Consider the following 23,455-nt stretch of genomic DNA (forward strand, 5'->3'; position numbering starts at 1 on the left):
TCAATGGGACCAGGCTTTGGTCAACCAGGAATGGGAGGACCAATGGGACCAGGCTTCGGTCAACCAGGAATGGGAGGACCAATGGGACCAGGCTTTGACCAACCAGGAATGGGAGGACCAATGGGACCAGGTTTCGGTCAGCCAGGAATGGGAGGACCAATGGGACCAGGTTTCGGTCAGCCAGGAATGGGAGGACCAATGGGACCAGGCTTTGACGAATCAGGAATGGGAGCACCATATGGTCAAATGCCATACGGTTACCCACAAATGGGTCCAGCACCTCAAGTAATGGGAGCTCAAGACTATGAGTCACCAGATATGGGAATGCCATATGTAGGTGGTCAAATGCCAGCTATGCATCAGCCATTTCCTTCACAAGGGGGATTACCAGTTGGAACCGGTGCTTTAGGTGACTGTGGCTGTGGTGGACCACAACCACAAGCAATGCCGCAACAAAACTTTGTGCCGCCAACGCCTCCTATTTACAGTGCACCATATACAGGACCAGCAAATGTAGCGCAGCCTCCTTACATGAACCCTTATGGAATGGGTCCAATGGATGGCATGATGCGTTACGAAGATGAAAGCTATGAGTATGACTTTTAATCAAAAAGGAGACGATGATTATTTCATTCGTCTCCTCTCTTATTTACGCTCGCAATTTAAAGAAAATATTTTGGAAATGGTGCCCTATCGAAAAAGCGTTATTTGGATAAAAACTGATAAAGATGCTTATATGCTTAAAGGGTTTCATACGAATAAACGACTTCGGCTACAGGAAGCGTTTACCTCAACCCTTAGGAAAGAAGGCTTTTTAAAAACCTATCTTTTTGTACATCCTCAAATAAAAGAACCACTCTTTTTTGAGGGGACTTACTTTGGGTGCATGGAGTACATTCCACCGAATAAAACGCCTTTTTCATTCAAATCTAAAAAAAATCGGCAGGATGGTCTTGAACTTCTGGAGCAGTTCCATCTTGTAACATCGTCCTTTGAGTCACGATATCGTACGCTGATCCCCAAAGGAGTAATAATTGAAAAATGGAGAGACAGAGGTAAAATTTTTTCATCAAATAGCTCTACTTTAAAATACTTTATTAATGACAAAATATTAGCTGAAATGATGGATTGGGCATATTGGTCGCTAAGCGGGATGGAAAAAGATCGGTCCTTGTTTTTGAATGAACCATATTGCATTCTTCATGGAGATGTTGCCCATCATAATTTCTTGCGTGATACAAAAGGAATCCTACATCTCATTGATTTTGATTTAATTAGTATTGGTCCTGCTTCCTTAGATTATTTGCAATATGCCAATCGAATTCTTCCCAGTTTGGACTGGTCTTTTGATCGGTTAGCTCATTTTTCACAATATGAAAAACTGTTGAACGAGAAGGCATTTATACATGCATTAGCATTTCCTGCAGATATTTTCCGAGAATGGAACCGGCTTATTCGTGAAGGATCATATAGAGACCAGCAAAAATATAATCAAATTATGGACTTAACGATTGGTCAATATTATTCACGGAAAAAATTCATTGATACTTTAAAAAAGATGACGAACTGATTTTCATGGTCTATTCTGGCAGAATGAAATCCCCTCAAAGCTCACAACCTAAATATGAGCATATTTTTTATGCTCACGCATCATAGAGGGGGTTTTTCGCTTGAACTTGAAACAGTGGATGATTCCTCTGTCCGCCTTACTGGCTGTAGGGCTGTCAGGTTGTGCAAATGATGACCGTGCGGCTTTTGATAAAGATCACAGAAATATGGGGCAGCCGGTGGGCTACTATTCCAATGAAAATCATAAAAACGGCTCCAATGGAATGCCTGCAGACAATGATGGTCCGTTCACAGAAATCATGGACCATAATCTAGGAGTGGAAAACCAATCATATAATGAAGAACGAAGAAAGAAGTTTAGCGATAGAGATGGTAATGGAAATCCACCCAACCCAACAAAACCGCTCGCAAACCATGACCATAACTTTTTCCAAAGAGACAATCAGTTTAGTACAAGTGACGCGAATTATCATGGTCATTTAAATCAAAGACTAGGCAACACGGGTACCACGACGAATCCTGAATCACAAGATCGAATCACTGAAAGAATTAAAAGTAAGGTAGCAGACATTGAAAATGTTCGACAAGTCCGCTCTGTTCTTTATGGAAATTCTGTTATGGTTTCCGTTAAATTAGAAAACAACAAACGTGCGGAGGAAACAAAAAAAGCGATCCAAAACGCTGTTAAGCCTTTGGTTGGTGGAAGATCTGTTCAAGTTATAACTGATGATGGTGCTCTTGGACGTGAAGGTAACAGGAACAATGATTCCCAGCGATTAGAACCTAATAGCCGTAAACACAAATAGCATAAATGTAAGAGAGGCAAAGCCGAAAAATTGGCTTTGTCTCTTTGATTTTTTTTAAAAGGATAAAAAGGAAAAAAAAGGCTAAACTAGTACTGAAAATGAATTAGATCTCTAATACTAAGAGGTGATTATGCATGAGGTTCAATTGGGTAGCTCAGTATCGGCTTGGTTTAGCCTTTGTTACGGTTGTTCTCTTCATGTCTATCGGAATGGCGCCAGGAATAGTTTTAACTGGTTTCGCCGAACAAATAGAAAACCATCAAGAACAGCAAAAGTCGGAACCTCAGCAATTGACCATTATTTTGGAAAGAATCTATCTTGATGGAGAAATAAGTGAGGAAGTAGTCCAGGATTCTTACTGGTCTATCGAAAACTTTTGGACCAAGTATGATCAGTGGCAGTTAATTGAAATGGATGAATCCACAATGGTTTTTAGAAAAGAAGTGGATGACATTTCACCATTGCTTAAAGCTAATGGCTATTTCGGAATTACTGACGATGGCGTGTTGACCATTTTTAATGGTCGGCCTGACCGATCACGAATCATCCAATCCTTTTTTCAGATTGATGTGAAAAAGCTCGAAAGCAAAAAACAAGATGAGCTTATTCAGGGTATACCAATCAAAACCAAAGATCGGTATGTAGAGGTTCTAGAAACCTTTAAACCATATTCGATGCAAGAATAATCAATATAAAACAGACTGATCATTCAGCCTGTTTTTTTTATTGTATTTTTTTGAATTGCTAGAAATCTCATCCTAAAGTTGTAGATAAAGTTCAAGCTTTTTTCTGAGGGAAGTATTTCCTAATTCCTTTAAGCTAAAGACATCGAGTTAAACACTTAAAGGAGCGATTGAAATGATAAATAAAAAAGTAGTTATGATTACCGGTGCATCCAAAGGTTTAGGAAGGGCATTAACACTAGCGTTTGCAAAAGAAGGAGCACGGCTAGCCATTTGTTCGAGAACATCAAAGGGGTTATTCCAGGTAAAGGAGGAAGCAGAGGGATTAGGTGCAGAGGTCCTTGCGGTTACAGCTGATATTTCACTAACTAGAGATGTCGAACGGTTTGTAGCCATGACGGAGGAGGCTTTTGGGCAAATTGATATTCTCATAAATAATGCTTCGATTCTCGGAACAAGTCCAATGCCGCTATTGCTGGATTATCCTGAGGAGGATTTTGCTGAAGTCTTACGTGTAAACTCCATCTCGCCGTTTTTAGTGACAAGAAGAGTCATTCCCGGAATGCTGCAACGCAATCAAGGCTCTATCATTAATGTAACTTCAGAAGCAGGGCATGTTGGATATGCAGGCTGGGGGGCATACGGTATTTCTAAATTTGCTGTCGAGGGCCTCACTGAAACCTGGGCAGATGAATTAAGCTCAACCAACGTCCGTGTAAACATGGTGGATCCAGGGGAAATGGATACAGACATGCACCAATTAGCGGTTCCTGACTGTGATTACCCATTAGCAAATCCTGAGGATATCGTAAACGTGTTCTTATATCTAGCCTCAGAAAAGTCAAATGGAATCACAGGCCAGCGATTTGAGGCCCAAGATTTTACTAGGGAGGGATTATGATGGAAGCAACTGCATTTGATTTCTATTTACCTTCAGAGTTAAACGCTTCTCATCCACCAGAACGACGGGGAATAAGAAGAGATCATGTAAAGATGATGGTGTTGGACAAAAAAAAAGGTAATGTCAGTCATGACAAATTCTTCAGACTTGCTGATTATCTGAAGCCTGGGGACTTGGTTGTCATGAACAACAGCCGAACCGTACCAGCCATCCTACAAGGCACACTGTTTAGAGATACAAAAGTAATCCAACAAGAAGTTGAAATAAGGCTGGCAAGAAAACGTGATGAGGAAATTTGGGATGTTTTAGTCGTGGCAGATGAAGTTAGATTGGGTGATATCCTGCAATTTTCATCCGACCTTACTGCTGTTATCATTGAAATGAAAGAAGGTTCACCACTAAAAACAATCGTTTTCTCCAAAAAAGGAACAGACCTTTTTAATAGTATTTATGCACTCGGGGAACCGGTTCGATATGAATATATTCATAACAAATGGGGGCTGGATTATTACCAAACCGTGTTTGCCAGCCATCCAGGCTCGGTCGAAATGCCTTCAGCAGGTAGAGCCTTCAGCTGGGAGTTGTTATTCAACCTTCAAAAGAAGGGGATTGAGCTTGATTTCATACAGCTTCATACTGGACTAAGCTACCTCCTAGACGAAATTGAAACTTCCCCAACTGATAATTATGAAGAATATCATCTTTCCGAAAAAACGATTGAGAAAATTCGTTACACCAAAGCGTTAGGAGGAAGGGTAATTGCTGTAGGGACAACGGTGGTAAGAGCATTAGAAAGTGCAGGAATAACTGGCACATTAAATGGTGTAACCAATCTATATATTAATCAAAGTTTTCCACTGAAAATGGTGGATGGAATTATTACAGGTTTTCACGAACCAAAAGCGAGCCACCTAGATATGCTTACTGCGTTCGTACCACAGGATTTATTGTGGTACGCATATGAGGAAGCGATTGATCAGCAATATTTATGGCACGAGTTTGGGGATATGAATTTAATATTATAAAGGGGAATGACCATGCGCTTTCACCATTTTGCGATTGAAGTAAAAGACTTAGAGACATCAATAGCATTCTTTCAAAAGTTTATTGGTCTCCATGAGGAAGGGCGACTTCTCTTCCAAGACGAAAATATTGTCTTTTTAGCAAATAATGATTTCAGGCTTGAACTCATTTCAGGAGGAAAAAGGCCAGTTTCCCAAGGTGTTCACATCTGTTTAGAAGTCGACACAATTCATGAAGTAATCAAAAATTTCCAAGAAGATGGCATCATAGCTATTGAAGGTCCCTATAAACTAGAAAATGGCTGGGAGACTGTATTTTTTAAGGGTCCTGACAATGAGGTAATTGAATTTTTACAGATTCAAGGAATAAGCTTACCGTTATCAAAATGACCTTTTTATTAAAAACCTTCCTTACATGCCGTTTTCGTTGCTTTACGTGCCGATTTTCTTTTTTACGTACCAGCTTCTACTTCATACTTGCCTTCAAGATTGTGATAATACTATGATTTAATCAAAAATATAAATTTGGACTGGGGAGGGGGATTGTATGTCCAGAAATGAAGAAATCGGCATCCTAAAGGAAATTGCTGAATTATTGAATGAAGGGGCAGATTCCAGGACTGTTTTAGCAGGGGTATTAAGAAAACTTTTGCACCTGACGGGGCTGAAAACTGGTTGGATATTTTTAATAGATGAAACAGGGGCACATCAGCTTGCCGCAAATGAGGCATTACCTGCACCATTAGCACAACACGATAACAAAAGAATGTGTATGGGGGATTGCTGGTGTGTTAATCGGTACAACAGCGGTAAATTGAACAAGGCGGTTAACATAATCGAATGTCAGCGAATTGAGAATGTAATCCTCGAAAAAGCGGGTGATACAGGTGGTCTGACACATCATGCTACTGTCCCGCTAAGAGCAGGGAATGAGCGATTTGGATTATTAAATGTCGGGTCTCCTTATAAAACGCATTTTCAAAAAGATGAACTGGCTTTACTAGAGGCTGTAGCCTTTCAAATCGGAACGGCATTAAAAAGAATAAAATTAACTCAAAGAGAACAGGAGACTGCTCTAATTACCGAGCGGAATCGACTTGCCAGGGATTTGCATGATTCCGTTAATCAATTACTTTTCTCTCTAAGCCTGACAGCTAGAGCGGGCAGAGAAATGACAGAAAATGAAGAGGTAAAGCAAACCTTCTCTTATATTCAGAATCTAGCCCAGGACGCTCTTGGGGAAATGAGGGCGCTTATTTGGCAGCTAAAACCACAGGGACTTGAAAATGGAATCATTAGTGCATTAAGCAGCTATGCTGAGATGTTGGGTTTAACGCTCGATGCAAAATTAACGGGGATTTCAAGCTTTCCAGAAAAAGTAGAAGAAGCATTGTGGAGAATTGGGCAGGAAGCACTTGGTAATTGTAAGAAGCATTCTCAAACAACGCATGTGTCATTATTTTTAAATAGAAGCAGTGATTCTGTTACAATGACGATTCAAGATCAGGGCTGCGGCTTCTATTATGATGACAAGCTTGAACTGCCATCGTTTGGATTGAAAAATATGAAAGCACGAACTCAAAGCTTAAATGGAACATTCCTATTAAGCAGCGAACCAGGCAGCGGAACAGAAATTCAAATACAAATTCCAATCTAGGGGGAGAAAAAATGGGGATTCGTATATTAATAGCCGATGACCATCATGTTGTAAGACGTGGTCTGGCTTTTTTTCTGAAAACACAGCGCGATATTGAAATTATTGGAGAAGCAGGAAACGGTAAAGAAGCAGTTGAACTCGCACGAACACTGAAACCTGACCTTATTTTAATGGATCTTGTAATGCCTGAAATGGATGGAATACAGGCCACAAAAATAATAAAAAGTGAAATGCCGGAAATAAAAATAATGATGCTAACAAGTTTTTCTGATCAGGATCATGTGATCCCAGCGTTAGAAGCTGGTGCCTCTGGCTATCAATTAAAAGACATAGAGCCCGACGAGTTAATTAATTGTATTAAAAAAATCATCGCTGGTGAAAATCAGCTTCATCCAAAAGCAACATCACATTTGCTCGCTAATTTATCCAATAAAGAAAGTAATGAAGAAAATTTAATTGAGCAGTTAACGAAGAGAGAATTAGACGTTCTTAAGGAAATCGCTAGAGGAAAAAGTAATAAGGAAATAGCTTCTTCACTGTTCATAACTGAAAAAACCGTGAAAACACATGTATCTAATCTTTTGTCAAAACTTGAATTAGCAGACCGTACTCAAGCTGCTCTTTATGCGGTTAAGAATCAGCTTGTGGAGTAATTGGCGACCGGAAAAGGTAGCCAATTGAATTTAACAGAAAATTTTTATTCTTTCCCTACATAGCTATCTTTTTCTTATCCTTTAAATTTTTATGATAGAATGGAGTACATGAAACGCTGAGGGAGAGAAAGCGATTGTACGAATTTTTCAAAGGAACCGTTGAGTTTGTTGGTCCTGAATATATTGTGATTGAGAATAATGGGATTGGCTATCAAATTTCAACACCGAATCCGTTTATTTATTCTAGTAAAATGAATACTAATGTTACTGTTTATACATATCATTACGTCCGTGAAGATTTAATGGCGTTATATGGCTTCGAGTCAAGAGAAGAAAAAAAGCTGTTTACGAAATTGCTGAATGTCTCTGGGATCGGACCTAAAGGGGCACTGGCGATTCTGGCTTCAGGTGAAGTGCAGCAGGTAGTTTCAGCTATTGAAAATGAAGATGAAAGCTTCCTAATAAAATTCCCTGGGGTCGGCAAAAAAACGGCAAGACAAATGATCCTAGATTTAAAAGGGAAATTACAGGATATTGTCCCGGATTATTTTCCAAATTTATTTAATGCCGATACATTCCCGAGTGCAACAGAGTCGACCAATACAGCTTTTGATGAGGCCATACTTGCCTTGCAAGCACTTGGCTATTCTGATAAAGAAGTGAAAAAGATTACACCTGAGCTAAGAAAAGAACAGCTGTCAACCGACCAATATATTAAAAAAGCCCTGCAGCGGCTTTTAAAATAAGGTGATTATTCATGGATGAGAGAATTATTTCTAGTGAAGCAAACCAGAACGAAATCTCCTTAGAGCAAAGCCTCAGACCTCAAACTTTAAGACAATATATTGGTCAGGATCAAGTGAAAAAAAGCCTTGAGATATTCATTGAGGCAGCAAGACTCCGCAAGGAAACATTAGATCATGTTCTTCTCTATGGTCCTCCTGGATTAGGAAAAACGACGCTTGCCGTCATTATTGCCAATGAAATGGGTGTAAACATCCGTACAACCTCTGGTCCTGCTATTGAAAGACCAGGTGATTTAGCTGCCATTCTTACTGCACTTGAACCGGGTGACGTTTTATTTATTGATGAAATCCACCGGCTTCCAAGAACGATTGAAGAGGTTCTTTATCCAGCAATGGAGGATTTTTGCCTGGATATCGTCATTGGCAAAGGTCCAAGTGCTCGTTCCGTACGTCTTGACCTTCCACCCTTCACGCTTGTTGGAGCTACAACAAGGGCGGGTTCCTTATCTGCACCACTTAGGGATCGATTTGGAGTTTTGAGCCGTCTCGAGTATTATAAGGAAGACCAATTGAAAAATATTGTACTAAGAACTGCAGAATTATTCGAAACTAAGATTGACGAGCAGTCAGCTGCTGAGATAGCAAGGAGAGCACGTGGAACCCCAAGGATAGCCAATCGGTTGCTTCGAAGGGTGAGAGATTTTGCCCAGGTGAAAGGCAATGGAGAAATTGATTTAGCATTGGCTAGGGAATCTTTGGAACTCTTACAGGTAGACAAGCTTGGTCTTGACCATATCGACCACAAGTTGCTTAAAGGAATTATTGAAAGATTCCGTGGTGGTCCTGTGGGACTTGATACAATTGCCGCGTCAATTGGTGAAGAATCTGAAACAATTGAAGACGTTTATGAACCATATTTACTGCAAATTGGCTTTTTACAACGTACTCCAAGAGGAAGAATGGTCACAGATTCAGTCTATCGCCATTTTGGCATGGAGCCACCAAAACAGTAATTTTTGATAAGTAGGGATGTTTTTATGAAGGTAGATTTATTTGATTTTCATTTGCCTGAAGAGTTAATTGCACAAGTTCCTCTTCAAAACCGAACAGATAGCCGATTGATGGTTGTTAAAAAGGAAACAGGCGACCTAAAGCACGAAACGTTTAAAAATATTTCCGAATATCTGCGTGAAGGGGATTGCCTCGTATTAAATGATACAAGGGTCCTTCCGGCACGCCTTTTTGGCGTGAAAAAAGATACCGGTGCCAAAATTGAAGTATTATTACTTAAGCAGCTAGAAGGAGATCAATGGGAAACGCTTGTTAAGCCTGCAAAGCGAATTAAAGAGGGTACAGAAATAGACTTCGGTGACGGGTTGCTTACTGCTGTTTGTACCGGGACCTCCGATCATGGCGGAAGAGTCTTGGAGTTTAACTATGAGGGTATTTTTTATGAGATACTTGAACGTTTAGGAGAAATGCCTTTACCTCCTTATATTAAAGAGCAGCTTGATGACAGAGAACGATATCAAACGGTATTTGCCCGTGAACCAGGGTCGGCTGCAGCCCCAACAGCAGGGCTCCATTTTACTGAAGAGCTTCTGAATGAAGTGAGAGATAAAGGTGTTCATGTTGCGTTTATTACGCTTCATGTTGGGCTTGGGACTTTCAGACCTGTAAGTGTTGATGATGTTTTAGAGCATGACATGCACTCAGAGTTTTATATGATTACAGAAGGGACAGCACGTTTGCTCAATGAAGTGCGTCAAAATGGCGGGAGAATTATTACCGTCGGGACAACATCGACCCGGACACTTGAAACCATCGCTTCTGAAAACAATGGGGCATTCATTGAAAGCAGTGGATGGACCAATATTTTTATTTATCCAGGGTACCAATTTAAAGCAATCGATGGAATGATTACAAATTTCCACTTGCCAAAATCAACTTTGATCATGCTTGTAAGTGCGTTAGCTGGAAGAGAAACTATATTGCATGCCTATAATACAGCTGTAAATGAGCGCTATCGCTTTTTCAGCTTTGGCGACGCGATGCTCATTATCTAGGTTAACGTTAAGGAAGGAGAAAGAGAATTTGACTGCGATTCGATATGAATTTATCAAAACATGTAAGCAAACGGGCGCCCGTTTAGGAAGAGTACATACGCCGCATGGTTCCTTTGACACGCCTGCATTTATGCCGGTAGGAACGCTTGCTACCGTAAAAACGATGTCACCTGAGGATTTAAAAGAAATGGGTGCTGGTATTATTTTAAGTAATACTTATCACTTATGGCTTCGTCCTGGAAATGAAATTATTAAGGAAGCTGGCGGCCTTCATAAGTTTATGAATTGGGACCGAGCAATTTTAACTGATTCTGGTGGATTCCAGGTTTTCAGTTTGAGTGAATTTCGCAAAATTGAAGAAGAAGGCGTTCATTTCCGTAATCATATGAGCGGGGAAAAATTATTTTTATCACCTGAAAAGGCAATGGAAATTCAAAATGACCTTGGTTCCGATATTATGATGGCATTTGATGAATGTCCTCCATTCCCAGCTACATATGAATACATGCAAAAATCAGTAGAGAGAACTTCTCGATGGGCAGAGCGCTGTTTGAATGCGCATCAAAGACCAAATGACCAAGGTCTTTTTGGAATTGTACAAGGTGGAGAGTATGAAGAGCTTCGGAAGCAGAGCGCAAAAGACCTAGTTTCGCTTGATTTCCCTGGATACGCGGTTGGTGGACTTTCTGTTGGTGAGCCAAAGGACGTCATGAATCGCGTTCTTGAATTCACTACACCACTATTGCCTACAAATAAACCACGTTACCTAATGGGCGTGGGATCACCGGATTCCTTGATTGATGGGGCGATTCGAGGAATTGATATGTTTGACTGCGTACTGCCAACTCGAATTGCTAGAAATGGTACATTGATGACCAGCACTGGACGTCTAGTGGTTAAAAATGCCCAATTTACAAAAGATTTCGGTCCACTCGATCCAGATTGTGATTGCTACACATGCAGAAACTATAGCAGGGCATACATTCGTCACCTAATTAAATGTGATGAAACTTTTGGAATTAGATTAACATCTTACCATAATCTCTATTTTCTGTTAAGATTAATGGAGAAGGTCAGACAAGCTATTAGGGAAGACCGGCTTGGTGATTTCCGAGAAGAGTTTTTTGAACGTTATGGTTTTAACAAACCTAACGCGAAAAATTTCTAATAGATGCTCATTGAAAGGAGGGAAACAACATGCAAGGACTTGGTTCAATCATTCCATTAATATTAATGTTTGTATTATTTTATTTCCTACTAATTCGCCCGCAGCAAAAACGTACTAAAGCGGTTCAGCAAATGCAAAACGAATTAAAAAAAGGTGATAAAATTGTCACGATTGGTGGTTTACATGGTTTTGTCGATTCAATCGATGAAAGCAAAGTCGTGATTAAATGTGGAGACGGCAGCCGTCTAACATTTGACCGAAATGCAATTCGTGAAGTAACAGAATCTGCAAAAACAGCTGCTACAGCAGAAGTTTCTTTAGACAAATAAGAAATAAGGAAGCCAAAATACTGGCTTCCTTTTTCTATGCTGTTCTCGAGTTGCTTGTTGCTATATTTACCCCAAGAATTCCACCCATCATGGCAATTAAAGTGTAGCAAACATGGTAGATGACTTGTTCCACATCAAAAAGACGATCATAACCTAAATATTGGAACAAGAAGACAATGAAGCTGTAAATTAAACCAGTTAAGCCCCCAATCAGCCATCCTTTTTGCTTGCGCTTTCCGCCTGATAGAAATCCTCCTCCAAATAGCCCAATAAACGATACAGCCGTCACAATGTATTGAAGCGAGATTTCCCGAACAGAAGTAAATCTAAGAATTAATGCAAAGATGAGGCTGCTGACAATCGCAAATAAGAAGATAAAAATTAACCCGTACAAAATAGCTGTACCAAAGCTTTTTGATTCGATAATACTCTCCCCCTTCAGTTCCCTTATCTTAACGTTGTTACCCTAAGATAAACAGATTCTTACCTAGTACAAGCATATTCTCCTTTTTTAAAAGTAGAATAAAAATTTTTATTGTTACTGGGATATAATTCCTTAAATGATTAAGGCAAAAGTGCGAACAATAGAGAAGAATGCAGCAAAAAGGGGAGACTGTTTTGGAACAATACATAACAATCATATTAAGAACAATATTTTTTTACGTACTAATTCTCGCTATATTTCGCTTAATGGGTAAAAGAGAAATAGGAGAGCTTAGTATTCTAGATCTTGTCGTTTTTATCATGATAGGTGAGTTGGCTATTGTCGCTATTGATGATCCGGAGCAATCTTTAATTCAAACGACGATTCCAATGGTTTTATTAATGGTTATTCAAATAGCGATGGCAACAATTTCATTAAAGAGTAAACGATTTCGTGATATCGTCGATGGGAAACCGACTATTATCATTAATAGAGGAAAAATCGACGAAGAAGCAATGAGAAAGCAAAGATACAACTTTGATGATTTATTGACCCAATTAAGAGAGAAGGATATTCGCAGCATTGGGGACGTTGAGTTTGCCATCCTAGAATCTTCAGGGAGTTTATCTGTAATTGAAAAAATGAGCAATGGTAATGGAAAGCCTCAGGAAGGAGATATTACCATCCCATTAATAATTGATGGTTGTATTGAAGAAGAAAATTTAATTCGCATTAATAAAACCAATCTATGGCTTCGGCAGGAATTAAAGAAAATGGGATATAAGGACGTAAGAAAAATCTCTTTCTGCAGTTTTGAAAATGGGAAGTTTTTTGTCGATATAATGGACGAGGAATAAGAAGACACGCGAAAAGCGTGTCTTCTTATTTCTCTCAAATTGGAATTAAATTACGAATAATCGGTATTCTTTTAAGTTCTTCCTTCTTAATTAAGCCTGCAAGGATTAGTAAGAAGATATAAATGATGGACATCCCAAAAGCTGCTGACAAAACTCTAATCGCTAAATGCTCGCCAAGAAGGATGTGCTCAAATAACCAATAGCCTATCCAGGCCGAGATTCCCATAATGATGGTTCCTTTCACGTAGTCACGAACATGAAAACTAAAAGAAATTTTCTTCAGAACAGTGGCAAAGTGAAGCACTGTTACCAAGACAAAACCAACAATAATCCCTAATGCCACTCCGTTTATCCCGAAAGAAGGCTGCGAAGCCAATATAAAAATGACTGCAGTTTTAATAACTGCACCAATTAAACTATTGATCATGGCCGCTCTAGCCAGATTTAGTGCCTGCAATACTGCCTGAAGCGGACCTTGATAATAATAAAATAAGAAGAAAGGAGCCATGAGACGAATAAAGTCAGAGCCTTTTGTCGAGCCATACATGAGCTCCATAAGGGGTTCCGCCAGAACATATAGGACAATTACGGATAATCCACCGGTTAAAAAGGCAAATCGTAAGGCCTGCTGCAGGCGATGTTCAATCAATTGATGATTATTTTGTGAATTAGCTTCACTAATGGCTGGGACAAGTGATGTTGCTAATGAATAAGTAACGAACGATGGCAGCATTAATAATGGCATCGCAAAACCAGTTAAGGATCCGTATTGTTTAGTAGCTTCAATCGCTAAAACACCGGCAAGGGCTAAACTGTGGGCAACAACAATGGGTTCGAAAAACCAAGCAACTGACCCAATCATTCTACTGCCCATTGTCGGCAAGGCGATTTCCATTAAGTCATTAAAGGTTTTCTTTCCGGAATGAACAAATTGAAAAAAGTTCTTGCGCAGCTTAAATCGTTTTTTTAATTTAAAGGTAGTCATTAAATAGACTAAGGATACGACTTCACCGATAATCGCTGCAACCATTGCTGCCGCCGCAGCATATTCAATTCCATACGGAAGAAATGATTTGGTCATGACGGCAATTAAGGTAATTCTCACTAGTTGTTCTAAAATCTGCGATATTGCAGATGGGCGCATGTTTTGTCTGCCCTGAAAATAGCCTCTCAAAACAGAAGAAACGGCAATAACAGGAACAACTGGTGCGATAGCAATTAAAGGATAGTACGTTCTCGGATCAGTAAAAAGAGTAGTAGATAAAATAGGTGCTAATAAAATTAGAGCTGGAGTAAAGATAAGCGATAGCGAAATGGTTATTGCCAGAGAAACAACAAGAATCTTTTTTATTTCTTTGTGATTTCCTTTTGCCTCAGCCTCGGCAATATTTTTGGAAATGGCGACAGGCAGTCCCATTTGTGTTAAGGTCACAACAAGGATAAAGGTAGGAAAAGCCATCATATAGAGGCCGACCCCTTCTTCACCAATACTTCGAGCTATGACAATTCTGTTAATAAATCCAAGTACCCTCGTAATTAATCCCGCTAATAATAGGATAAAGGTCCCTTTTAAAAACTTCGACATCCTACTTCCCACCTTCTCAAATAAGAAGAATTCATATACAATTAATCTATATGCATAAGGGTGGACAAAGCATGACAAGGTGTTTGTATTTTAGAGATAATAGATAGGGACTTAAATGTCCGAGGAGGCAGCTGCATTGGAGAAAAGCCACGCATACAATCATTTTAAGACCGACGTAAAACCAGCCTTAGTAAGCAAGCTCGAAGAATTTCGCTTGCTTGGTTATTACGAAGTTTCAGAAAGTGGACTTTGGGATTTTTTAACGAAAAAAAAGTGGAAGAAGGTCAAAGAGGATATAAGACTTTATGAAATTATTGATGAGATCCTATCCGTAAAGGTCAGTGATTACATAAGCTTTACTACGATTGAGACGTATAAAAACAATGATTTTAATTTAGAAGATGAAAATGAATGGAAAGAGTTATTAAAATAATCGTCGCTTCTTTTCTTAATGGCTTTTCTAGTTTAAATTGACAGTATTTATAAATTATTTCATAATAAAAGAATGAATTTTTATATAAGGCTTTACGGTGCAGTGCTTTGGCTTAAGCCCTAAGGAGGAACAATACATAATGGTTAAGCGCAGTAGAATCATCGCTTTCCTGCTAGTAGTTTTGCTAATAGGAAGCACAATGGGAGTTACCACTACAGGTATCTTAAAGGACATTAAACTAGGTTTGGACCTTCAAGGCGGCTTCGAGGTTTTGTATGAGGTTTCACCTGCAAAAAAAGGTCAGGAAATTGACAAAGAAACATTAGCTAGTACCGCGGAGGCCCTTGATAAGCGGATAAATGTTCTCGGAGTTAGTGAACCAAATATTCAAATTGAGGGTGAAAATAGGATCCGTGTCCAACTTGCTGGTGTAACCGATCAAAATGAAGCCCGGGAAATATTGTCTACACAAGCTAACCTGACATTCCGTGATGCAAATGACCGTGTTATGATGGACGGCTCAGATTTAGCGGAGAATGGTGCGAGCCAGACTTTTGATGAAAAAGGAGCACCGAGCGTTTCATTGAAATTAAAGAGTGCCGATAAATTCAAAAAAGTTACGGAAGAAATTGTGAAAATGGCACCTAATAATTATTTAGTGATATGGCTTGATTTTGAAGAAGGAAAAGATTCCTTCAAAACAGAAATCACAAAGGAAAATCCTAAATTTTTATCAGCACCAACCGTAAAAGAAATCTTTAATCAAAATACAGTTTCAATCGTAGGGAGCTTCACAGCAGAGGAAGCAAAAGAGCTTGCCTCACTTTTAAATGCTGGAGCCCTACCCGTCAAGCTAACGGAGGTTTACTCTACTTCTGTTGGAGCTAAATTCGGTGAGCAGGCTTTAAATGAGACAGTTTTTGCCGGCATCATTGGTATTGCAATCATTTATTTATTCATGCTTGTTTACTATCGTTTCCCTGGATTCATCGCTATTGTGACCTTATCGATTTATATTTACCTTGTACTACTAGTATTTGATTGGATGAATGCTGTCTTAACTCTGCCAGGTATTGCCGCACTCATACTTGGGGTTGGTATGGCAGTTGACGCGAACATTATCACTTACGAAAGAATTAGGGAAGAAATAAAGGTCGGTAAGTCAATTAAATCAGCTTTCCAAGCTGGAAGTAAAAGTTCATTTTCATCTATCATTGACGCTAACCTAACAACGTTACTAACAGCTGCAGTACTATTTTTCTATGGGACAAGCTCTGTTAAAGGGTTTGCTACCACATTAATTGTTAGTATTCTAATGAGTTTTGTTACAGCTGTATTTGGTTCTCGTATTTTCTTAGGTATGTGGGTAAACAGTGGTTTATTGAACAAAAGGGCAGGCTGGTTTGGTGTTAAACAATCTCAGATTAAGGATATTGCCGAAAATTTTGACACGTTAGATCTTCCTACAAGATGGGATCGATTTGATTTTGTAAAGGTTAGAAAATTATTTTTCATCCTTTCAGGTGCATTCCTTGCTGTTGGCTTAGTGATACTCCTCATTTTCCGTTTGAACCTTTCTATTGATTTTTCAAGTGGTACGCGGATTGAAGTATTATCAGATAAGCCTTTAACAACCGAACAGGTTGAAAGTGCTCTTAAAAAACTTGATATCAAAACAGATGATATTCTTATTTCTGGTGAGAATAAAGAGATTGCTTCTGCTAGACTAAAAGGGGTTTTATCTAAAGATGAAATTTCTGAATTAAAATCAGAACTTAATAAAGAATTTGGTGCGGAGCCAAATGTTAGTACCGTGTCACCAACAGTTGGGAAGGAAATTGCGAAGAATGCTTTTATTGCGCTAATACTTGCCTCCATTGGAATCATTATTTATGTCACGGTTCGATTTGAAATGGCTATGGCAATTGCAGCGATTGTTTCCTTATTGCACGATGCATTCTTTATGGTAGTTTTCTTTAGCATTACCAGACTTGAAGTTGACCTCACATTTATCGCGGCTGTGTTGACAATCGTTGGTTACTCCATTAATGACACGATTGTTACCTTTGACCGGATGCGTGAGAACTTAGTAAAGAAAAAGCGTCTTAAATCCTTTGAGGATATTGCTGAGGTTGTAAATGTAAGTTTACGTCAAACGTTAACTCGTTCATTTAATACGGTATTAACGGTTACTATCACAATTATTGCTTTGATGATTTTTGGAAGTGAATCGATCCGTAACTTCTCTATTGCCATGTTTGTTGGTTTAATTTCAGGTGTGTATTCCTCAGTCTTTATCGCTACTAATCTTTGGGTTGTTTTGAAAGCAAAAGAACTTAAAAAGAAAGGTACCATTAAGACCGTAAAGGAAAAGAGAAAATACTCTGATGAGCCACAAGTATAATTTAAGGAAACCGCAGATTGCGGTTTCCTTTTTTGATTGAACTAAGAAACATGCTCCTGTATAATAGTAAAGTCTGAGGGGTGAACGCATGTTAAAGTCGAAAACTAGATGGATTGTTCGTGAATCTGAGGATCAACTAGTAAAAACTCTCGAAAACGAATTGAAAATTACGCCACTTGTTGCGTCGCTGCTTATCAACCGCGGATTAGATACCGTTGATTCTGCACGGTATTTTTTATTTGGAAAAGAGCAATTCCATGACCCCTATCTATTAAAAGGAATGGATTTAGCTGTTACCAGAATTCGGGAAGCAATAGATAACCAAGAACCTATTTTAATTTTTGGAGATTATGATGCGGATGGTGTGAGCAGTACAACCGTATTAATGGTGACCCTTAAAGAATTGGGAGCCAATGTCCAATTTTATATTCCAAATCGTTTTACGGAAGGATATGGACCGAATGAACCAGCCTTTCGCAGCGCAGCTGAAAATGGAGTAAAGTTAATTATTACTGTAGATACAGGCATTTCTGCCATAAACGAAGCAACTCTAGCAAAGGAACTCGGTCTTGATTTAATCATCACGGATCACCATGAGCCTGGACCTGTTTTACCTGAAGCGCTGGCAATAATTCATCCTAAACTACCAGATAGTATCTACCCGTTTCGTGAGCTCGCGGGAGTAGGTGTGGCCTTCAAATTAGCCCACGCTCTATACGGAGAAGTCCCAGAGCACTTGTTGGAGATTGCTGTTATTGGCACAATTGCGGATTTAGTATCATTAAAAGATGAAAATCGTCTTATTGCCAAAAAAGGCTTGGAAAAACTTAAAGTCACAAAAAACAAAGGTCTAAAAGCTATATTAAAAGTAGCAGGTGTGGCCCAACAAAACATTAACGAGGAAACCATCGGCTTTACGCTAGCGCCAAGAATCAATGCTGTCGGCAGATTAGAAAATGCAGACATGGCTGTGGAATTATTGCTGACTGATGATCCATTGGAAGCTCAAAGCTTGGCTAAAGAAATGGATGAATTAAACAAGACGAGACAATCGATCGTCAATTCTATTACGCTTGAAGCCATTGAAGAGGTTGAAAAAAACTATCCGATTGATTCAAACTCAGTTCTTATTATTGGTAAAGAAGGCTGGAACGCGGGTGTAATTGGCATCGTTGCTTCCAGATTAGTGGAAAAGTTTTACCGACCGACAATAGTTCTAAGTTTTGACCATGAGAAGGGCTTGGCAAAGGGTTCAGCTCGAAGTATTGCAGGTTTTGACTTGTTTAAAAATCTATCGGAATGCCGGGATATTCTTCCTCACTTTGGTGGCCATCCGATGGCTGCAGGGATGACACTTAATATAGAGGATGTTTCGAATCTTCGCGTGAGGTTAAATACGCTTGCAAATGAGCAGTTAACGAAAGATGATTTTGTCCCAATTACCTTACTAGATCATCAAATAAAGGTGGAAGAGATCAGTTTATCCTCGTTAGATGAATTAAACCTTCTTGCTCCATTTGGAATGGATAACCCTAAGCCAAAGGTGTTAATTAGTAATGTCCAAGTATCCACAATGAGAAAGATTGGTTCAGAACAAAATCACTTGAAAGTTATGGTTAATGAAAATGGTATTAGTTTAGACGGAATTGGGTTTGGACTTGGACAGTTAGTCGACCATATTTCACCAGCCTCAAAAATTTCGATAATTGGTGAATTAGCCGTCAATGAGTGGAATAATATCCGTAAACCACAAATTTTTATCCAAGATGTTTCGGTTGATTCGTGGCAATTATTTGATCATCGCGGAGTAAAACGTATTCACTCAATGGTTAATACCATTCCTAATCAAAATCGAAAATATATTATTTTTAACAGAGAACAGCTCGATAAATTGGATCCTGCTCTAACGAGTGAGGTATTACTTATTCAAGATGAAGCAGAAGCAAAGGCATTCGATTCTCATCAGGCCAATGTGGTTCTTGTTGACCTGCCGCCATCAAAGGACATACTATGTCACTTATTTAATGGGAAACAGCCTGCTCGAATCTATGCCTATTTCCATAAAGAATCGAGTGATTTCTTTAGTACCATTCCTACCAGGGACCACTTTAAATGGTTTTATGCATTTTTATTAAAAAAAGGTCCCCTTGATTTAGGTCGTTATGGGGATGAAATTGCAAAGCACCGTGGCTGGTCAACGGAAACAGTAACCTTTATGTCAAAGGTGTTTTCTGAACTAGAATTTGTTACAATAAACAATGGATTTATTACGTTGAATAAACAATCACAAAAGCGCGACCTAACTGATTCAGTCACCTACCAAACCAAACAGGCACAATATGCTCTTGAAAGAGATTTATTATTTTCATCCTTTCAGCAGCTAAAGAGCTGGTTTGACCAGGTCATTGAGGAATCAGTTATTATAGAGGAGGCAATTAAGTAATGGACTTAAAGCAATTTATAGCAATCGTGCCGGATTACCCAAAACCAGGAATTACATTCAAGGATATTACTCCATTAATGAACAATGGGGAAGCATACAAATATGCAACAGACCAAATTGTTGCTTATGCAAAAGATAAACAAATTGATTTAATTGTTGGTCCAGAGGCAAGAGGATTTATTATTGGCTGCCCTGTGGCCTATTCTCTTGGAATTGGCTTTGCTCCTGTTCGTAAGGAAGGAAAACTGCCACGCGAAACGGTTAAAATAAGCTATGGATTAGAATATGGAAGTGATGTCCTCACCATTCATAAGGACGCGATTCAACCAGGACAACGTGTTCTGATTACTGACGACTTGTTAGCAACAGGAGGAACCATTGAAGCAACAATCCAATTAGTTGAACAGCTTGGCGGTGTAGTTGCAGGAATTGCTTTTCTGGTTGAATTATCCTACCTTGATGGCCGTAAGAAACTTGATGGCTATGACATCATGACATTGATGAATTATTAATAGTAGTGAGGGCACTCGTAACTGAGTGCTCTCTTGTTATAAGAAGAGAGCTATTATTCTTACTAATGAATTAACTATATTTCGACACTTTTTTCGCAAAATACTGTAAAATGATATCAATCCCTTTACATCTTAGCTTTTTTTTTCGATAATAGAAACATTCATTAGTAACTAGTTTAAATAGAAAAACATTTAATAATAAAAAATGAGACGAAAAATAAGGTGATTTTATGGCGAACGATCAAGTGCTAACCGCCGAACAAGTCATCGACAAGACTAGGGTCTATTTAAACGAGGAGCATTGTGAATTTGTAAAAAGAGCGTACGAATTCGCAAAACATTCTCATCGTGAACAATATAGAAAATCAGGGGAGCCTTACATTATTCATCCTATTCAGGTTGCTGGAATTCTAGCGGATTTGGAGATGGATCCTGCAACGGTCGCCGCTGGTTTTCTACATGATGTTGTTGAAGACACAGATGTTACCTTAAAGGACATCGAGACTGAATTTAATGACGAAGTGGCCATGCTTGTCGACGGGGTTACGAAATTAGGAAAAATTAAATATAAATCACACGAGGAACAGCAGGCTGAAAACCACAGAAAAATGTTTGTGGCTATGGCCCAGGATATCCGCGTTATTTTGATTAAGCTTGCTGATCGTTTGCATAATATGAGGACGCTTAAGCACCTTCCTGTTGAGAAGCAGCGCCGGATTTCAAATGAAACACTTGAAATCTTTGCACCTTTGGCCCATCGTCTTGGTATTTCTAAGATTAAGTGGGAGTTGGAAGATACTGCATTAAGATACTTAAATCCACAGCAATATTACCGTATTGTTAACTTGATGAAAAAGAAGCGTGCAGAACGGGAGCAATACTTAGTCGATGTAATGGACGAGGTTCGTGACAGAATGAAAGAAGTGTCCATTAATGCGGAGCTTAATGGAAGACCTAAACATATCTATAGCATTTACCGAAAAATGGTTCAGCAGAATAAACAGTTTAGTGAAATTTATGATTTACTTGCCGTTCGGATTGTCGTGAATAGTATTAAGGATTGCTACGCCGTATTAGGAATCATTCATACTTGCTGGAAGCCAATGCCTGGGCGTTTTAAGGACTATATTGCTATGCCGAAGCCGAATATGTATCAATCTCTTCATACAACGGTCATTGGCCCTAAAGGTGATCCGCTAGAGGTTCAAATTCGCACGTCTGAAATGCACCGAATTGCCGAATTCGGTATTGCAGCCCACTGGGCGTATAAAGAAGGGAAAGCACTAAGTGATACAACTTCTTACGAACAAAAATTAACATGGTTTAGAGAAATCCTTGAATTCCAAAATGACACTGCTAATGCAGAAGAGTTTATGGAGTCATTAAAAATTGATTTATTCTCCGATATGGTTTTTATTTTCACACCAAAAGGAGATGTAATTGAATTGCCGTCTGGTTCTGTTCCAATAGATTTTGCTTATCGAATTCACTCTGAAATCGGTAATAAAACGATTGGGGCGAAAGTGAACGGTAAAATGGTAACGCTGGATTATCGACTCAAGACTGGTGACATTATCGAAATTCTTACATCTAAGCATTCTTATGGACCAAGTCAAGACTGGTTAAAACTTGCACAAACTTCGCAGGCCAAGAACAAAATACGTGCCTTTTTTAAGAAGCAGCGCCGGGATGAAAATGTCGATAAAGGAAGAGAGCTTGTAGAAAAAGAAATCCGCGCCATGGAATTTGATTTAAAAGAAATCTTAACGGCCGATAATTTGAAGAAGGTAATTGAAAAGTTTAATTTTGCCAATGAAGACGATATGTATGCAGCTGTTGGCTATAATGGTGTAACGGCACTCCAGGTAGCTAATCGTTTAACCGAAAAATGGCGGAAAAAGCGCGATCAGGAGCAATCAGCGACAATCACAAATGCTATTTCAGATATGAAGGCTTTCCCTTCTACGAAAAAGCGGGAGTCCGGTGTTCGTGTTGCTGGAATAGATAATTTATTAATCCGCTTATCAAGATGCTGTAATCCTGTCCCAGGTGACGAAATTGTTGGCTTTATCACCAAAGGACGTGGTGTTTCGGTTCATCGTGCCGATTGTACAAATATTGACTCTAATGATGCGCAAACCAGGTTAATACCTGTTGAGTGGGAATCCTCATTAAATGACCGGAAAGAATATAATGTCGATATTGAGATCAGTGGTTATGACCGCCGTGGTTTATTGAATGAGGTATTGCAGGCAGTAAATGAAACAAAAACCAATATTTCAGCTGTTTCTGGTCGGTCTGACCGTAATAAAATGGCGACGATTATTATGTCTATTGCCATACACAATGTCAGCCATTTGCAAAAAGTGGTTGATCGGATCAAACAGATACCAGATATTTATTCGGTTCGCCGGATTATGAATTAGGGAGTTTACGAATATGCGAGTTGTTGTGCAACGCAGTAAAAATGCTAAGGTTACGGTTAACGGAGAAATAACAGGACAGATTTCCAAAGGTCTTGTCCTTCTTGTGGGTGTAACACATCATGATAAGGAAGAAGACGCAGCCTTCCTAGCAGATAAAATTGCAAATCTACGGATATTTGAAGATGAGCCTGGAAAGATGAATTTATCTTTATTAGATGTTGGTGGTGAAATCCTTTCTGTATCTCAATTTACCTTGTATGGTGATTGCCGTAAAGGAAGAAGACCCAATTTCATGGAAGCCGCAAGACCGGAACAGGCGAATCAACTATATGAAGGATTCAACGATTTATTACGTGAAAAAGGTATCAAGGTTGAAACGGGTATCTTTGGAGCTATGATGGATGTTGAATTAATCAATGATGGTCCTGTAACACTAATTGTGGACAGTAAAGGTTAAAAAATGCTTGGCACTTTAATAGCTGCCAAGCATTTTTTATAAGAAAAGCGGAAGCGCCTTGCCCAAGGGCGAAAGGCATAAGACGAGCCGACGAGAAGGTTGGTCTTTACCTTCTTGACGGATTGTCTGAAATGTGGAGGCGACTGCCCTGGGACGAAGGCATAAGACGAACCCTGTAAGAAGGCGCTTTTTGCCTTCTTCAGGGGGTGGCTTATGACTCGAGTCCCAAGAAGTTGCAACTAGACAAGCTTATGACCCCGAGCCCTTAGGCTGCTTGCGCTAGACAATTCTCAAAGTCGAAAATACTATCCTAT

Annotated in this window: 22 protein-coding genes and 1 pseudogene; 21 read left to right on the forward strand and 2 right to left on the reverse strand. The window is 39.2% G+C overall.

Annotated features, from left to right (window positions below):
• The 14 genes and pseudogenes from TR08_RS32835 to yajC all read left to right on the forward strand — a co-directional run.
• Positions 1-606: pseudogene (locus tag TR08_RS32835) on the forward strand (hypothetical protein); the annotation flags it as partial.
• Positions 590-1,570, forward strand: a complete 981-nt coding sequence (locus TR08_RS25005; protein ID WP_045522891.1) for a phosphotransferase — start codon at positions 590-592, stop codon at positions 1,568-1,570. The pseudogene TR08_RS32835 and the gene TR08_RS25005, both read left to right, overlap by 17 nt.
• A 100-nt stretch (positions 1,571-1,670) precedes the next feature.
• On the forward strand, positions 1,671-2,375 hold the full coding sequence (locus TR08_RS25010) for a YhcN/YlaJ family sporulation lipoprotein (protein ID WP_045522892.1): 705 nt from the start codon (positions 1,671-1,673) through the stop codon (positions 2,373-2,375).
• Positions 2,376-2,509: 134 nt separating this feature from the next.
• Entirely contained in the window at positions 2,510-3,061 is a 552-nt protein-coding gene (locus tag TR08_RS25015) for a BofC C-terminal domain-containing protein (protein WP_045522893.1), read from the forward strand.
• A gap of 172 nt (positions 3,062-3,233) precedes the next feature.
• Positions 3,234-3,959, forward strand: coding sequence for an SDR family oxidoreductase (locus TR08_RS25020; RefSeq protein WP_045522895.1), 726 nt, complete (start codon positions 3,234-3,236; stop codon positions 3,957-3,959).
• Positions 3,959-4,984 carry an S-adenosylmethionine:tRNA ribosyltransferase-isomerase gene (locus TR08_RS25025; protein WP_045522897.1) on the forward strand — a complete coding sequence of 342 codons (1,026 nt, stop codon included), beginning with the start codon at positions 3,959-3,961 and terminating at the stop codon, positions 4,982-4,984. Before TR08_RS25020 ends, TR08_RS25025 begins: the two co-directional genes overlap by 1 nt.
• A gap of 12 nt (positions 4,985-4,996) precedes the next feature.
• A complete protein-coding gene (locus TR08_RS25030; protein ID WP_045522899.1) occupies positions 4,997-5,371 on the forward strand; it encodes a VOC family protein in 375 nt (124 codons plus the stop codon).
• Positions 5,372-5,528: 157 nt separating this feature from the next.
• Positions 5,529-6,638, forward strand: coding sequence for a GAF domain-containing sensor histidine kinase (locus tag TR08_RS25035; protein ID WP_045522900.1), 1,110 nt, complete (start codon positions 5,529-5,531; stop codon positions 6,636-6,638).
• Between the two features lie 11 nt (positions 6,639-6,649).
• Positions 6,650-7,291: a response regulator gene (locus TR08_RS25040; protein ID WP_045522901.1), complete on the forward strand. Its 642-nt coding sequence runs from the start codon at positions 6,650-6,652 to the stop codon at positions 7,289-7,291.
• A gap of 134 nt (positions 7,292-7,425) precedes the next feature.
• Positions 7,426-8,037: a Holliday junction branch migration protein RuvA gene (gene ruvA / locus TR08_RS25045; RefSeq protein ID WP_045522902.1), complete on the forward strand. Its 612-nt coding sequence runs from the start codon at positions 7,426-7,428 to the stop codon at positions 8,035-8,037.
• Between the two features lie 11 nt (positions 8,038-8,048).
• Entirely contained in the window at positions 8,049-9,050 is a 1,002-nt protein-coding gene (gene ruvB / locus TR08_RS25050; protein ID WP_045522904.1) for a Holliday junction branch migration DNA helicase RuvB, read from the forward strand.
• A gap of 24 nt (positions 9,051-9,074) precedes the next feature.
• Positions 9,075-10,103, forward strand: a complete 1,029-nt coding sequence (gene queA, locus TR08_RS25055) for a tRNA preQ1(34) S-adenosylmethionine ribosyltransferase-isomerase QueA (RefSeq protein WP_045522905.1) — start codon at positions 9,075-9,077, stop codon at positions 10,101-10,103.
• Between the two features lie 28 nt (positions 10,104-10,131).
• Positions 10,132-11,271 carry a tRNA guanosine(34) transglycosylase Tgt gene (gene tgt / locus TR08_RS25060; RefSeq protein WP_045522906.1) on the forward strand — a complete coding sequence of 380 codons (1,140 nt, stop codon included), beginning with the start codon at positions 10,132-10,134 and terminating at the stop codon, positions 11,269-11,271.
• A 29-nt stretch (positions 11,272-11,300) separates the two neighbouring features.
• On the forward strand, positions 11,301-11,600 hold the full coding sequence (gene yajC / locus TR08_RS25065) for a preprotein translocase subunit YajC (RefSeq protein WP_045522908.1): 300 nt from the start codon (positions 11,301-11,303) through the stop codon (positions 11,598-11,600).
• A 34-nt stretch (positions 11,601-11,634) separates the two neighbouring features.
• Here the strand turns inward: yajC and TR08_RS25070 are convergent, their stop codons facing one another.
• Positions 11,635-11,994 carry a TIGR04086 family membrane protein gene (locus TR08_RS25070; protein ID WP_081954653.1) on the reverse strand — a complete coding sequence of 120 codons (360 nt, stop codon included), beginning with the start codon at positions 11,992-11,994 and terminating at the stop codon, positions 11,635-11,637.
• 224 nt (positions 11,995-12,218) lie between these two features.
• Between TR08_RS25070 and TR08_RS25075 the strand changes: the two genes are divergently transcribed.
• Positions 12,219-12,881, forward strand: coding sequence for a DUF421 domain-containing protein (locus tag TR08_RS25075; RefSeq protein ID WP_045522912.1), 663 nt, complete (start codon positions 12,219-12,221; stop codon positions 12,879-12,881).
• Positions 12,882-12,915: 34 nt separating this feature from the next.
• Here TR08_RS25075 and spoVB read toward each other — a convergent pair whose 3' ends face one another.
• Complete coding sequence (gene spoVB / locus TR08_RS25080; RefSeq protein ID WP_045522914.1) at positions 12,916-14,466, reverse strand: stage V sporulation protein B; 1,551 nt, start codon at positions 14,464-14,466, stop codon at positions 12,916-12,918.
• Positions 14,467-14,602: 136 nt separating this feature from the next.
• Here spoVB and TR08_RS25085 point away from each other — a divergent pair, with 136 nt between their 5' ends.
• The 6 genes from TR08_RS25085 (at position 14,603) to dtd (ending at position 23,141) form a co-directional block, all read left to right on the forward strand.
• Complete coding sequence (locus TR08_RS25085) at positions 14,603-14,899, forward strand: post-transcriptional regulator (RefSeq protein ID WP_045522916.1); 297 nt, start codon at positions 14,603-14,605, stop codon at positions 14,897-14,899.
• Positions 14,900-15,038: 139 nt separating this feature from the next.
• Positions 15,039-17,303, forward strand: coding sequence for a protein translocase subunit SecDF (gene secDF / locus TR08_RS25090; protein ID WP_045522917.1), 2,265 nt, complete (start codon positions 15,039-15,041; stop codon positions 17,301-17,303).
• An 88-nt stretch (positions 17,304-17,391) separates the two neighbouring features.
• On the forward strand, positions 17,392-19,746 hold the full coding sequence (recJ, locus tag TR08_RS25095; protein WP_045522919.1) for a single-stranded-DNA-specific exonuclease RecJ: 2,355 nt from the start codon (positions 17,392-17,394) through the stop codon (positions 19,744-19,746).
• Positions 19,746-20,258: an adenine phosphoribosyltransferase gene (locus TR08_RS25100; protein ID WP_045522921.1), complete on the forward strand. Its 513-nt coding sequence runs from the start codon at positions 19,746-19,748 to the stop codon at positions 20,256-20,258. The genes recJ and TR08_RS25100 overlap by 1 nt, the downstream gene beginning before the upstream one ends.
• A 230-nt stretch (positions 20,259-20,488) precedes the next feature.
• Entirely contained in the window at positions 20,489-22,684 is a 2,196-nt protein-coding gene (locus tag TR08_RS25105; protein WP_045522922.1) for a RelA/SpoT family protein, read from the forward strand.
• A 13-nt stretch (positions 22,685-22,697) separates the two neighbouring features.
• A complete protein-coding gene (gene dtd, locus TR08_RS25110) occupies positions 22,698-23,141 on the forward strand; it encodes a D-aminoacyl-tRNA deacylase (RefSeq protein ID WP_045522924.1) in 444 nt (147 codons plus the stop codon).
• The last annotated feature ends 314 nt before the right edge of the window (positions 23,142-23,455 follow it).

The sequence above is a fragment of the Neobacillus niacini genome, assembly GCF_000759675.1.
In the GTDB taxonomy this organism is placed as follows: domain Bacteria; phylum Bacillota; class Bacilli; order Bacillales; family Cytobacillaceae; genus Neobacillus; species Neobacillus niacini_A.

Bases quoted from the DNA above. Each gene is read 5' to 3' on its own strand.
- TR08_RS25005 (WP_045522891.1), top strand. From the start codon at position 590: ATGAGTATGACTTTTAATCAAAAAGGAGACGATGATTATTTCATTCGT.
- TR08_RS25015 (WP_045522893.1), top strand. From the start codon at position 2,510: ATGAGGTTCAATTGGGTAGCTCAGTATCGGCTTGGTTTAGCCTTTGTT.
- TR08_RS25020 (WP_045522895.1), top strand. From the start codon at position 3,234: ATGATAAATAAAAAAGTAGTTATGATTACCGGTGCATCCAAAGGTTTA.
- TR08_RS25025 (WP_045522897.1), top strand. From the start codon at position 3,959: ATGGAAGCAACTGCATTTGATTTCTATTTACCTTCAGAGTTAAACGCT.
- TR08_RS25030 (WP_045522899.1), top strand. From the start codon at position 4,997: ATGCGCTTTCACCATTTTGCGATTGAAGTAAAAGACTTAGAGACATCA.
- TR08_RS25035 (WP_045522900.1), top strand. From the start codon at position 5,529: ATGTCCAGAAATGAAGAAATCGGCATCCTAAAGGAAATTGCTGAATTA.
- TR08_RS25040 (WP_045522901.1), top strand. From the start codon at position 6,650: ATGGGGATTCGTATATTAATAGCCGATGACCATCATGTTGTAAGACGT.
- ruvB (WP_045522904.1), top strand. From the start codon at position 8,049: ATGGATGAGAGAATTATTTCTAGTGAAGCAAACCAGAACGAAATCTCC.
- queA (WP_045522905.1), top strand. From the start codon at position 9,075: ATGAAGGTAGATTTATTTGATTTTCATTTGCCTGAAGAGTTAATTGCA.
- yajC (WP_045522908.1), top strand. From the start codon at position 11,301: ATGCAAGGACTTGGTTCAATCATTCCATTAATATTAATGTTTGTATTA.
- spoVB (WP_045522914.1), bottom strand. From the start codon at position 14,466: ATGTCGAAGTTTTTAAAAGGGACCTTTATCCTATTATTAGCGGGATTA.
- secDF (WP_045522917.1), top strand. From the start codon at position 15,039: ATGGTTAAGCGCAGTAGAATCATCGCTTTCCTGCTAGTAGTTTTGCTA.
- recJ (WP_045522919.1), top strand. From the start codon at position 17,392: ATGTTAAAGTCGAAAACTAGATGGATTGTTCGTGAATCTGAGGATCAA.
- TR08_RS25100 (WP_045522921.1), top strand. From the start codon at position 19,746: ATGGACTTAAAGCAATTTATAGCAATCGTGCCGGATTACCCAAAACCA.
- TR08_RS25105 (WP_045522922.1), top strand. From the start codon at position 20,489: ATGGCGAACGATCAAGTGCTAACCGCCGAACAAGTCATCGACAAGACT.
- dtd (WP_045522924.1), top strand. From the start codon at position 22,698: ATGCGAGTTGTTGTGCAACGCAGTAAAAATGCTAAGGTTACGGTTAAC.